The 12,880-nt window shown below is 33.5% G+C and carries 10 protein-coding genes; 3 read left to right on the top strand and 7 right to left on the bottom strand.

What is annotated here, in order from left to right; translation table 11 throughout:
* Positions 1–123: 123 nt before the first annotated feature.
* The 3 genes from H9Q20_RS10730 (at position 124) to H9Q20_RS10720 (ending at position 3,112) form a co-directional block, all read left to right on the top strand.
* Positions 124–345, top strand: coding sequence for a helix-turn-helix domain-containing protein (locus tag H9Q20_RS10730; RefSeq protein WP_123870280.1), 222 nt, complete (start codon positions 124–126; stop codon positions 343–345).
* A gap of 1,022 nt (positions 346–1,367) precedes the next feature.
* The gene (locus H9Q20_RS10725; RefSeq protein ID WP_123870279.1) at positions 1,368–1,604 is read left to right on the top strand and encodes a hypothetical protein; all 237 of its coding nucleotides are present in this window, start codon (positions 1,368–1,370) and stop codon (positions 1,602–1,604) included.
* Between the two features lie 548 nt (positions 1,605–2,152).
* The gene (locus H9Q20_RS10720) at positions 2,153–3,112 is read left to right on the top strand and encodes an arsenic resistance protein (protein ID WP_123870278.1); all 960 of its coding nucleotides are present in this window, start codon (positions 2,153–2,155) and stop codon (positions 3,110–3,112) included.
* A 517-nt stretch (positions 3,113–3,629) separates the two neighbouring features.
* Here H9Q20_RS10720 and H9Q20_RS10715 read toward each other — a convergent pair.
* The 7 genes from H9Q20_RS10715 to H9Q20_RS10685 form a co-directional block, all read right to left on the bottom strand.
* Complete coding sequence (locus tag H9Q20_RS10715) at positions 3,630–5,900, bottom strand: multicopper oxidase family protein (protein ID WP_187477696.1); 2,271 nt, start codon at positions 5,898–5,900, stop codon at positions 3,630–3,632.
* Between the two features lie 57 nt (positions 5,901–5,957).
* Positions 5,958–6,830 (bottom strand): DUF3347 domain-containing protein, encoded by an 873-nt coding sequence (locus H9Q20_RS10710; RefSeq protein ID WP_072996594.1) that lies wholly within the window; start codon positions 6,828–6,830, stop codon positions 5,958–5,960.
* A 556-nt stretch (positions 6,831–7,386) separates the two neighbouring features.
* A complete protein-coding gene (locus H9Q20_RS10705; protein WP_072996596.1) occupies positions 7,387–8,607 on the bottom strand; it encodes a hypothetical protein in 1,221 nt (406 codons plus the stop codon).
* Positions 8,604–9,050 carry a ubiquinol-cytochrome c reductase iron-sulfur subunit gene (locus H9Q20_RS10700; RefSeq protein ID WP_187477695.1) on the bottom strand — a complete coding sequence of 149 codons (447 nt, stop codon included), beginning with the start codon at positions 9,048–9,050 and terminating at the stop codon, positions 8,604–8,606. The genes H9Q20_RS10705 and H9Q20_RS10700 overlap by 4 nt, the downstream gene beginning before the upstream one ends.
* A 2-nt stretch (positions 9,051–9,052) precedes the next feature.
* Positions 9,053–10,255, bottom strand: a complete 1,203-nt coding sequence (locus H9Q20_RS10695) for a di-heme oxidoredictase family protein (protein ID WP_187477694.1) — start codon at positions 10,253–10,255, stop codon at positions 9,053–9,055.
* 397 nt (positions 10,256–10,652) lie between these two features.
* On the bottom strand, positions 10,653–11,729 hold the full coding sequence (locus H9Q20_RS10690; RefSeq protein ID WP_072996599.1) for an endonuclease: 1,077 nt from the start codon (positions 11,727–11,729) through the stop codon (positions 10,653–10,655).
* Between the two features lie 322 nt (positions 11,730–12,051).
* Positions 12,052–12,849 (bottom strand): phosphatase PAP2 family protein, encoded by a 798-nt coding sequence (locus tag H9Q20_RS10685; protein ID WP_245795797.1) that lies wholly within the window; start codon positions 12,847–12,849, stop codon positions 12,052–12,054.
* Between the last annotated feature and the right edge of the window lie 31 nt (positions 12,850–12,880).

Raw genomic sequence — 12,880 nt, 5'->3', positions numbered from 1 at the left:
CTTTACGGAACGAGAAACATCGTTACATGGTTAAATTTTAACCAGTTATATTTTATAATCGCTTGAGCAAATATAGTAATAATTATTAAATGTGGCAATATAACCACAAAAAAAATAAAAAAAATGAGTGATAATTTCACAGCTACCTATAAAGCAATAGGTAAAGCTTTAAAGAATAAAAGAATTGAAAAGAGTTTAACACAAGAACAGTTGGCTGATAAGGCGAAGGTTGATCGTTCTAAAATCAGTGACATGGAAAATGGTAAAGAGGATTTTCAATTTTCTACGCTATTAAAGTTGTGTAAGCAATTGGATTTAAATGTTGCTGAAATTTTTAAAGATTGAAAATCCTAAAGAATAGTTTATTTTATATGAGTATTACTTCATCAAGTCTTATTCAAAATCCCTAAATAACAAGGGATAAAAACTAATAACAATGGAAACCCAAATAGATTGAGAATCATTGCAAATATATTTTGTTTACTTCGAAATAGCTATTTCTTTATAATAGCGATCTGAACATTGTTGTAGAACCTCCTCGGTTTCTTTATATTCTTTTTTGACTTTAATATAGTCTTGGTGGGTTTGATAAATACCAATTGATAATACAATAACTGCAGGATGCAATATTCTTTAGTATATCAAATTACTAAAAATATCGATGTTCTGAACAATGTGATTTTTATCAATTATAATGAGCGTTCTCAAAATCCTAATCAACGGAGCATAGCCTTCGTAATAAGATCTCCATTTCAGAATCGATTGCACAGTAGATATATTTATCTTTGAGTCTGAAAAATACAATGGCTTTATAAGCTTTATAAAGGAAATAGACCATTGTAGCAACTGCCATCAAAAAAAATTAAATCCGAGCTCCTTTATCACTAAAGTATCTTAAAATCTTATTTACTATCTTTACAGTCAAATGAAATTTTTAGCGTTTATAACAAGTTTTTATATAATAAGTCTTATTGCCACTCCGACAGTTAGTATTGTTTATGCAAAATTTTAATCTGAACAATGTGCTAAGTCCTGTTCAAAACCTACAAATGCTAAAAAGAAAAAAGACAAGTGCAAGGAGCAAAGTTGTTCTTCGTTTACTTGTTGTTTTAAATTAAACATATTGATTTCTGATATATTAAAGCAGAGTCACTCAATAACAAATTTAGTAAGCAAAAATAACTTTGGCTTAAATCAATGTTACCTTTTATTAGGAAATTGTGATATTTGGCATCCTCCAAAATTTTATGTTAAATTTCAATTTAAAATCTAAGATTTAAATTTTATACCCCTCTAGATTTATCAAAAGATAAGGAAGTGAGAGTTTTGTTATATCTAGAATTTTTTAACAATTAAATACAATAAATATGAAAAGTATAATCGCTGTATTATTGCTTACTTTAACTATAAATGTAAATGCTCAACAAACAGAGCCAAAAGTGAAAAACGCAGAAAAAACTTCTGTATCGAAAAAAAAGTCCAATACTTCAAAATCGAAGAAAGAACCTTCTTGTAAGATTGATGAAAATTCCACGACATCTAATGAGAAGAAGTCATGCAATGCTGATGGTTCTTGCTGTGGTGGCAACAAAAAGAAAGCATAGTAATTTAAATATGAACGCCTCTACTGAGGCGTTCTTTTTGATTAACAATTAGAAGACTAGGACAGTTTTCATTTGATTTTTTCAGCGCTACTTCCTGTATCATTCTCCCATTTTTCCCCAAGTCAACAATTGGGTTCAGACAGCTTTAGTTCATTGATTCTTTGATTGATTTACAAGTTTTTTTTCAATCTTGTTAAAGCATTCGTTTTTATTGTATTTGTTATCATCATATTAAACGGTGCAACCAAAAACAAGATTAGTAAAAAATAAATCAGAAAAAATATTCTGCAAATTATTAAGAAAAAGAAACGGTTATTGCCAACCTGAAAATCATAATTATTGAGAGGAGAGAACTAAAAAAAGTTTTTGCATATAAATTCCTTGGAACATACAAAGTTACTAAACTGAATAGAATGCTTTGATTTTTATACTTTTGCAATATCTGTCAGTGGATGAAAAGGTAAAACTTAATTAAAAACTAAAGTTGTTGACGGTATTAAAATAGAATTGGATTTTAGTATTCAATCTAAAAAAATTTGCTATAACTAATGATTACTAAAGAAATACTCGAAAAAAGACAGATTGGTATATATATAGTCACACTTTTAATAAGTGCTATTATTGGACTGAATTGGGGTAATAGCAAAATTCTTGAGCATACAATTGAACCAGTTATTGGAATTTTGCTTTATAGTATGTTTTGTCAGATACCATTTTTGAAACTAAAAAAAACATTTCAAAATCCTTCTTTTTTTAAAGCTCTTTTAGTTGGAAATTTCATACTTATACCATTACTTGTTTGGGTTTTAATAAGCATATTTCCTGTAACAATTTTAATTAGTGTTGGCGTTCTTTTAGTTCTTTTAACACCTTGTATAGATTATGTAATTGTATTTACGTACTTAGGAAAAGGTGATTCTCAATCTGTCTTAGCTTCAACACCCTTATTATTTATCATTCAGATGTTGTTGTTACCCTTATTTCTATGGATTTTTTTGGGAAGAGAAATAATCAACATAATTCAAGTTACTCCTTTTGTCAAATCTTTTATTTACTTGATAATTATACCTTTTATATTATCAGTTTTAACGCAAACCGCTTCGAAATCTAATAATAAAATAGGAAATACAATAATGGACTTTTCGAGCTGGTTGCCTGTTCCATTTATGGCGTTGACATTTTTTGTTGTTACTGCGTCTCAAATTTCATCACTTTACAATAATCCTGAACCTATTTTAACTGTTATTCCTATTTATATTGCATTTGCCATATGTGCGCCATTTATTGGTATGCTATCATCCAAAATATTTAAGGTAAATCTTTATGGAACGAGGGCAATAGCTTTTTCTACAAGTACGCGAAATTCATTAGTTGTTTTACCTTTAGGACTTTCTCTACCTGCTCCCGATAATCAATTAGTTGGAGTGGTAATTGTAACTCAGACCATTGTAGAAATTATATTTGAACTGATTTATATCAAAATCATTCCTTACATTATAAGAGGATAATCGAATTAGCTTTGCAGTTAATTTGAAATCTTATTATATTTTAAAAAACGAGTTAAGAAGTTTCTTTGCATTCTATGCAAAAAACAAGGTCGCTTTGATTGTAAAAATTTAGATGTTTGTATAAAAAAACGATCTTGTCTTAAAAGACTATCAATTTTTCAGAGCTCTAGATAAAAAACATCACAAAGTAATGATATCAAAACGCTAATACATATTTTGTTTTTATATCTATACTTAATTTACTTATATACAACCTAAATCTCTTTTACTCAAACTAAGAAACAGTCTTCAGCTATCAATCTCGATAATTCTGTTTCTAATTTTGCAATATTTAACTATGAAATCAATTCATTTAGTTCCGAAACATTGATGTTTTTTTAAATCAAACAATGCACACAGATTAGAAGTTTTTTTAAAACTGTTATTTGTTCTGAAAATAACTATGCATTGTTTGAATTAGTATAATTAAGGTTCTGTTATTATAAACATTTTAATAGTTCATTTTTCCAACTGCTATTTAGTATGTAAATGCCATTCCTACACCAAAACCCATATCACTATCATAATGTGTACGGATACCAATGTTTTTGGTAATGATATATCTAAGTTCTGCCATATATTCCATATCAGTATTTACCATAAAGCCCGCTCTTAATCTCTTAGAGATAGGAATATCTTCACGCATTAATGACAGACGTACAATGCCATCGTGATATACTTCTGCCTGAAAATTAACCAACATTGGCAAAGTGTACATAAAACCTAGACTAAAAGCTCTGCGTGTATCTTTTTCATTTTTCTGTCCAAATAAATTTGTTTCGTGCTCATCCATACCCATTTTTCGGTAACGCCAATCAAAACCGATGAATGGCATAAACCATTGCATTTTACCAATGTATCTACCTAAGTGTGTTTCTACTTCATAACCGTGCATATCATTATAACCTAGACGCCATTCTGTACCTAAATTCCATCTTGCGTTCTGAAGCATCGCGTCACCATCATTTCCATTGGTTGCAAAATCATTCTGTGCCATAAAGTGAGGCATATTGCTTTCTCTCTGCAATTTATTGTATGCTTGTTTTTTGTTGGGTAAATATGGATTTTGATAATCATCCACTGCAAAAACCCTGTTCATCCCTGACATCATATGATAGAGGATATGACAGTGGAAAAACCAATCTCCTTCTGCGTTTGCCAAAAACTCAATGGTATCCGTTTCCATTGGCATTATATCCACTACATTTTTAAGGGGAGATTTTTCGCCCTTGCCATTTATTACCCTAAAATCGAAACCGTGCAGATGCATTGGATGGCGCATCATCGAATTATTGTAAATGGTGATGCGTAAAATTTCTCCTTTCTTTACAGGAATTTTATCGGTTTCAGAAAGTATTTTATTATCCATACTCCACACATAGCGGTTCATATTTCCCGTAAGGGTAAACTTTAATTCTTTAACAGGAGCATCTTTGGGTAGTGAGGTATTATTCGGCGATTGTAGCATTGCATAATTCAGTGTTTTGATTTCTCCTAAAGCATTTGCATTGTAACGGTTGGGGTCATTATCCATATTCATATTGTGCTGGCTATGGTCTTGCTTTTGCTTTGCTTCTCCTGTAATTTCGGGATACATCACTACATTCATATCCATTTGGTTAAGGCTCATTTTCATACCCATATCATCCAAATCGCCATTCATCTTCATCATATAATTCATCATTTTCATTCCCTCAAAATATTTCAATCGTGGGAGCGGAGAAATCAATTGCTTGATACCGTTACCTACAAAATAGCTTGCAGATTGTGTTCTGTCTTCAGTTGTGGCTAAAAACTCATAAGCAACGCCATCATCAGGAATGGTTACTACGATATCATACGTTTCGGAAACTGCAATGATTAATCTATCAACTTCTACTGGCTCTATATCATTACCATCATTGGCAACCATTGTAATTCTACCTCCTGCATATCGTAACCAAAAATAGGATGAGGCTCCGCCGTTTGACACCCTTAATCTTACTTTATCTCCGGCTTTTAGTGTTTTTCCATCAACGGTTTTTAAATCGGTAGTATGATTACCGTTGATTAATATTTTATCATAATAAACATCGCTTACGTCCATTGCCAACATACGTTTCCATTCATTGGTTAATTTTGTTTTAAAATACCCTTCTCTAATAGCTTCTGCATAAGATTGTGTTGCTCCTTTTTTGATAGCCGCCCAATCATTTGCATTATGCAGCATCCGGTTAATGTTATCTGGATTTAGATTTGTCCATTCGCTTAAAATAATGGGTACGGTAGGCAAATCATCTATCCCTTTTCTAAAGGTTTTATCGTCATTACGCTTTTTCATTACAAAACTGCCGTACATACCAATCTGTTCCTGCAAACCTGAATGGGAATGATACCAATGTGTTCCGTTTTGAATAATTGGGAAACGATAGGTGTAACTTGAACCTGCTTCAATTGGCTTTTGTGTAAGCCAAGGCACACCATCTTCTTTGTTGGGCAAAAATACGCCGTGCCAATGTAATGATGTGCTTTCCTTTAATTGGTTATGCACTACAATCTCGGCAGTATCGCCTTCTGTAAATGTGAGCGTTGGCATCGGTATTTGACCGTTTACGGCAATGGCTCTTTTTTCTTTTCCTGCGTAGTTTACAAGCGTATCTTTTACATACAGCTCGTATCGCACTACTTTTTGGGCGTAAATTATTTGAGTTGCCAATAGTAATATTACTATTGGCAACAGTTTTTTATAAATATTTTTTTGAATAACCATTTTAGAAATTTCAATTTTATAATTACTAAAAAGGTAGTTTTCAACTACCCTTTGTTTTTAATTTATCATTTCTACTACCTTACCACAGGTTAGCATTTGAGAACCGTAATATGGATTTTTAACAGCTTCTTCCTTGCTCAGCCAATTTGCTCCTTTCCCGTTATTATACATTGGGCAATGCTGATAATATACAGGAATCTCCTGCTTTGATACCTTAGCCAACTCATACATATTATTAGAAAGCAAAACGAATGTTTCCCTTTGTTGGGCAACATTTTTTGAAGCAGCAATCTTTTCGGCATTTGCAGTCAAGTCTTTCATCACTTTCATCCAAACGCTATGCTCCTTGGTAGAAAGTTTTGCCATTTCTACCGCTTTGATGGCTTTCACTAAATCGGCAGCTTTTGTGGATGAAGTGCCTGCATCAGTTTTTACCAAAGCATCTTTCACTGAAAAATAATTGTCAAAAACAGTTTTCAATTGTGGTAAATTTTGGGCATCGGTAGTTTTTGTTGTTGCCATTTCGTTGTGATTTGCGTGTTGATTTTTCATATCCATACCTGCGTCATTAGATTTTGCGACCGGCTTTAATTCCCTGCTGTATTGACAACATCCTGAAAGTTTGGCATACACATCATCTGGAGCTAAAAACTTCTCGCTGTCATAGCCTGCCAAAGCGATACGTTTCAATATTTCGTCCTGATTGGTCTTACCGCTATCATAAGTGAGTGTAGCCATTTTAGTGTCTTTATTCCATTCTACACTGGCTATCTTGTTCAAGTTGCCTGCTTTTTCGATAGTGGCTTTACACATACCGCAATTGCCGTAAATTTTTACGGTTTCTGTTTTCGCATTCTTGATTTGTGCGAAACTGTTTATTGATGATAGTAATACGGTAATTACCATCACTATTTTTGATAATGATTTCATTTTGAAAATTTTTAATTTAATTAGAAATACAAAAGGGGTGCGAAAACCGGATTTGGTTTTCGACAAGACATAACTTTGGCTGTAAAGCCTCCGTTTTAGCTTATTTTAGGCGGTTGCCAAATGGATGAGTAGCCTAAAGAATAGTAGGCTTGTTCAAACCCGAATTTTTGCTTTTTGTTTTCAGCAAAAGGGTCTGTTATATTTAAATCAATTGGTATTAATAAGCTGACAAAAGATGAAGAAGTACTGCATCTGCAAGAGCTGTGTTTACAATTGCCATCGCAGTCGTTACCATCGTTACATTTTTTATCTGACTTGTGCTTGCAACTGTCTTTGTCGTGCAATTTATCAGATTTTTCTTCTGAGCAGGACTTTTTTTCAGTGCTTGTTGATTTTTTGGAACAGGCATAGCTTTGAATAGGTATCAAAAAGAAACCCAAACAAAATAGTGTTATCACACTCGTATATATTCTTAAATTTGTCAACACAACAAATTTACAAATAAAAATATATTTTCAACAGCTTAGCTATATATATTTCAATTTCTTAGTAAAAATTAAAAATAGGTAGAAATTCCAAAACTGAAGCCTGTCGTAGTTGATGAAGGATTTGCAAAAACATCTCTTTGTTTCTGAAATCTGTAATTAATTCTAAAAACAGTCTGTGCATTTGGTCTTAAACTAATTGCAGGCATTACACTCCATAGGTCATCTCCAATTTTGTTGTTATTTTCTCTAAAGTGGCCTACATTCCAGTCTATATATTCAAAACGGCATGCAACATTAACAACGGCTTTTTCCCAACCTAGAATTTTTCTTTTAACTATGGGTTGCACAATATCAAGAAATCCTCCATATTGTCTATCCCCATATTGCTGTGTATAAGTTTCAGGAACATCTACTTTTACCCATGCCCATTCCGCAGTAATAAAAGTTCCCAAATTTGGAAGTGTATTATTATAATCCAATGCAAATACTCTTACTCTTCTCTTATCATCGATCTGGAGACCATCATCCTGAAATTTATTGTAAATACCTCCCATATAAGAAACTCCAATCTCTCCTGCTTTTTTATGTCTTGTAGCAATTTTGGCGGTTAAAAGAGGGATGCCGCTATTGATTCCTTCAAAACGTTCGGGATTACTTTTGGCAGCGGGCAAATAAGTTTTGTTCTGACTATTATCAATAATTGAATTATCAAAATTTCCGGAAAGATAGGCTTCATAGCCAATCATCCAATCTGCTTTATACATTTTTCCATATAACCCAAAGCCGGCGTTGCTAAATGTTGCAGGCAACATTTGTGTTGCTGATATAGGACGATCAGTAAATTCCCATTTCGGACCATCATGATTTTGGTTGAAAGCCCCAATTGGATTCATGATAATTCCTCCTCGCAAATTAAGCAGGGGATTAAGCTCCACATCAATGGCAGCAAATTCAATATTAATCTCTTTACCACCTTCTTCCAATTCTATTTCACTAAGAAATTTTATTTTGGACGAAATTGAAGAAGATACGAAAAGTGTCATTCTTCGTAATTGAAATTGATGTCCTTCTGATACGCCGTCGGTACTGATGTGCTGCCAGTTGAGTTCTGCATAGCCTCCGATAGAGACAGGTACTTTTCCTAGGCCTAAGAAAGGGCGTGTGTAGACAGCATCCATATTTAAAGATTGGGCGCTGTCTATAGGAATTCTTTTTAATAGCTCAGTATCGACCTGTGCTATGGTTGTTTGAAATATTAAAAATACAGTAAGGTAGAGGATTTTTTTCATACGGGTTTCTTTAAAGAAATTTTCAAAAAATCGGATTCTATGTACAGCGGAAGTTTTCTTAGTGCCCTATCAGCAGGACCGTTTTGTACATGCCCTTTATTGGTAAATTCGCTACCGTGTGCAGGACATTGGAGCTTGTCTCCAAACACTTGCAATTGGCTTCCCTGATGGCTACATTGCATCCATAATGCCTCGTATTGGGTTTCTGAAAAACGAAATACGCAGATAGGATATTTCAGGATATCATTTTGAATGATGACATAAGAACGTTTTTTATCTGGATATTTTGCTTCCACAAAATCTACCAAAGGCAATATAATGTAATCTTCTTCAATTGTTCCAGCAACTATTTTATTGCTTATACACCCTGAAAGAACGATAGGAAGTGCTGTAATCCCCAAACAGGCAAAACCACATTTTTTTATAAATTCAAGTCTATCCACTTTTATAATGATTTTAAAAATTTAATAATAGCTTCTTTCTCCTGAGATAATAACTGCATGTATTTATTTTTGCTATTTGTAGCTTCTCCACCATGCAGTTGTATAGCTTCCTCTATACTTTTTGCTCTACCATCATGCATTAGGAAATATTGCCCCCCTTGTGATTTTGGTGATAAACCCAGTCCCCACAATGCAGGAGTACGCCATTCATAGGTCTTTGCAGATCCTTCTGTATATCCATCATCCAAAGCATTGCCCATATCATGAAGCAATAGATCTGTGTATGGGTAAAACTTTTTATTTGATAATGCTGAAATTGAAGATGATGAAGTTTTTAATTCCGAGACATGGCATTTAATGCAACTTATTTGGGTAAATAGAGCCTGCCCCTGCTTAACACTATTGTTTTCTGGATCTCGTTGAATCGGCGTTTTTAATGTACGCAGATAAAATACGACATCTGCAATGGTTTTGTCAGAGACCTCTGGGTCAATGTTCATTCCTGAATAAACATCTTGAGGATTAAATGTTGAAGCAATGCCCATATCTTGATTATAGGCATTAACAGTCTGTTGATGTAAACTGTATGTGGATGCTTTTTTACCAAATCGTCCGATATACTTCCCTCCTTTTGGGATCGCAAAAGGAAATGGCGCTTGATATGCTGGAAGCACTATGTAATTTGGAACTCCTGAAATCCCATCATTATCTGCATCAAAAGGATCAGCCATTGCCAAGATATCTGTATCGGACACCAATTCAATAAAACCCAATCCTGTATTTGCAGGCGGAGTAAATTTGGAAAATGTCGCTCCGAAAGGAATTGTCTCCGGAGTATAACCCGGTATCGCTCTATTCTGTAATTGGGGACCACCTAAATGTAAAAATAAATTACCCGTTTCGTCAACCTGACCAAAACGAGTCAGCGTAGAAAAAGGCGTGCCCTTTCCGTCACCGGCATGGCAACTGCCGCAACTTGTTGCTACAAATGTAGGCCCAAGCCCTTTTTCAACTGTGAAAATTTCATCATTAAAAGCAATATCTCCTTTCAAAAATTGCTGGTTTTCAGCGTAGGACAAACCCTCAATCGGACCGTCTAATAATTCGCCTTCGTCTATTGCTTCCGGATGGAGGTTATCACAAGCCTGCACGATAATAAAAACAAGATAGCAAAGTACAACAACAGATAAATATCTTTTACTCACGATTATTTTTTTTTCAAATATAAACAAATTGTTAGACTAATCTAACAATTTGTTTATATTAATCTAATTTTATTGTAATATTTAATCTGGATTTCGGTTTTTGAACTTTTATCTTATTTAACACATAGTCATATTCCAAAAATTTTAAAAGTGTTCTACTCAGAGTAATCTAATGGAAGATTTTTATAGTGTAAGAAACGAAGGTATAATTCTGTCCAAACTTTTTTTGGCGAGGCATACAATTAATTACTAGATTAAAAAAGCAAAGAGGCTGTCCGAAAAGTTTGGACAGCCTCAATTTTTGCTGGTTCTATTCTTACCCCAATACAGGAGGAGTATATGAATATTTGATTCTCAGAAGGTGTATCTGACTTTTAGGTCACTTCCTTTTGCTTTTTTAATCTTCTATAATAAATTTTGTATTGCTATTATCTAATTTAAGAAAATAAACTCCTTTTGGTAGACTTTTCAAATTAACTGTATTCCCATTCTCGAATGGTTTTTCAATTGTTTGAACATTTTGTCCAGCAGAATTAATAATTAATGCAATTTTAAATTTTTTCAAATCTTTTTCGCCAGTTACTCTTAAAACATTTCCTCTAACTGGATTTGGCACAATGGTTAGATTTTTAGATATTGAAACATCATCTACAGCCATAAAAGCTCCCCAAATCAGCGCAACAAATTCAGGGCGGTCTATATATGGATTCCTATTTCCCTGATATGTGAAAGCTGCATTATTTCGTGCTATTTCAAAAGCTGAGACTGGATCTCCATCATTCCACGCAAGTAATTGTTTGAGTTCCCAAGTTTGAAGACCTGGAAATGCCGAAGAGCCTAAAATGTTTCCACTGCTGAAACCAGAAAGTTGTGTTTCATATCTTGTTACAAAATATAAAATCATTCTTGCAATATCTCCCTTAAATTCATCTATTGGTTCAAAAACAGTACCTGCGTAGCCCGCGGAAGCCGAACTTCCTAATTTTGAACCATTTAATGAAGTAAAGGAAACCGTTCCTACTTTTCCAAATGGGTAATTTGATCGCATTCCGTTTACCTTGCCATCAGTTGGTGTCACAAAATGGACATCTGATCTCATTGGTAAGTTTTGGTTAAATAAGCTTTGTGGTACTACATGCTCCCTATTATAACAATCGCCTTCACTGCTGTAATTACCACACTGGTTAGAACCGTGGTTATAGTTGTATGGATCTGATCCAAGTGGATTTTCTGAATACATATCCATTACAGTTCCGTCGTTTTCATAAAAATAATCTCGGTCTGTAGTTTGAAATGCATTTAATAATCCTGCATACCCTTTGTCTTGGTGCCCATTGGTAATTATTGTTTTAAGTTTTGATTTTAGGGTTGCTCCAGAAAGACCTGCTGTTCCGTCATAATAATTCGTTGGTGCTTGTGCAGAGATTGTACAAAATACAAAGCCCGTCAAAAGATTTAGTAATAATTTTTTCATGCTAATGTTAAAAAATAAAAGGTTTATAAAAGTTGTTTGAATGAATTTTTGTTTGGAAAATATTGTTTGGAGAATATTGTTTGGAGAATACTTAATTTTTATTCAGAAAATGATACATTGTATTTTAATTATTTAGAGTGTGTTTGATGGTTAGATGGTCTGGGATGAATTTTTGTATACTTAATACTAAATTTATAAGTCTGATGTATTATTAGCAAAAGAAAAAAAAGGGCACAACAGATTAGATAAAAGATATCCTTGGATGAAACCCTATGTTTACTATTACGTATTGCTTTTCTTTTTAAAACTCATTACATTACTTTTAAAAGGACAATTGATAGTTTAGCCCCATTATATTCGTTTTATCAAATTTTTGATAAAATGGCGAAATCATAGAAGCAGACTTACCCTTGCTGATGTTAAACAAAGAATTGATTTTGGGATATAACCAATAAGCTATTTCTGTTGACAATATCCCAACTCCAGCGCCTGCAAATACATCAGTTACCCAATGTTTGTTATTAATTACCCGGTATACACTTGTAAAAACCGCAAATGAATATCCCGATATTCCAAGCCAGTAATTGGTGTCCTTATATTCACGGAATAAAAAGTGGGCAGTCGAAAAGGCAACAGCAGCATGTCCCGAAGGAAACGACATATTATTGGATTTATCAGGTCGTTCTTCTCCGATTAATTTCTTACTTGGAAGTACAATAGCCGCTGTCAAAGCCTGGCTGGTTGCAAAAATAATTGTTCTTTCTTTAAAATTATGTTTACCCTTCATTCCTGCTATATTCAAGGCATACACCATTGCAGCAGGGACGTACTGTGTATAATTATCCAGCTTTGAATTGGACAAATTATGTTCATTCACTTCTCCCCTAACATCACGATCTATTTCTTTCATCTCAGGAACAACAAAACTGATGGCACCGACTGTAATCAAGCTTGCCGGGATAATTAATTTCTTGTAACTTAATTGATGATGTTTCAGATCAGATACTTCTAAAGAATCATAGTAATCTAGAGTATTTAACTTCAGACTGTCTTGTGCTGAGGCTAAACAACAAATCTGCATCAATATTATGAGCATATATTTTTTGAAAAAATTTGTCATGGGAATATGCATTTTGATTTAATTCAGTGGT

Source organism: Amniculibacterium sp. G2-70 (genome assembly GCF_014353055.1).
Taxonomy (GTDB): domain Bacteria; phylum Bacteroidota; class Bacteroidia; order Flavobacteriales; family Weeksellaceae; genus Amniculibacterium; species Amniculibacterium aquaticum.
Note: the sequence above shows the minus strand (reverse complement) of the source record. Positions and strands in the feature narration are given on the sequence as shown.

Excerpts from the sequence above, each read along its gene's own strand:
- H9Q20_RS10730 (WP_123870280.1), top strand. The coding sequence starts at position 124 with ATGAGTGATAATTTCACAGCTACCTATAAAGCAATAGGTAAAGCTTTA.
- H9Q20_RS10725 (WP_123870279.1), top strand. The coding sequence starts at position 1,368 with ATGAAAAGTATAATCGCTGTATTATTGCTTACTTTAACTATAAATGTA.
- H9Q20_RS10720 (WP_123870278.1), top strand. The coding sequence starts at position 2,153 with ATGATTACTAAAGAAATACTCGAAAAAAGACAGATTGGTATATATATA.
- H9Q20_RS10715 (WP_187477696.1), bottom strand. The coding sequence starts at position 5,900 with ATGGTTATTCAAAAAAATATTTATAAAAAACTGTTGCCAATAGTAATA.
- H9Q20_RS10710 (WP_072996594.1), bottom strand. The coding sequence starts at position 6,830 with ATGAAATCATTATCAAAAATAGTGATGGTAATTACCGTATTACTATCA.
- H9Q20_RS10705 (WP_072996596.1), bottom strand. The coding sequence starts at position 8,607 with ATGAAAAAAATCCTCTACCTTACTGTATTTTTAATATTTCAAACAACC.
- H9Q20_RS10690 (WP_072996599.1), bottom strand. The coding sequence starts at position 11,729 with ATGAAAAAATTATTACTAAATCTTTTGACGGGCTTTGTATTTTGTACA.
- H9Q20_RS10685 (WP_245795797.1), bottom strand. The coding sequence starts at position 12,849 with ATGACAAATTTTTTCAAAAAATATATGCTCATAATATTGATGCAGATT.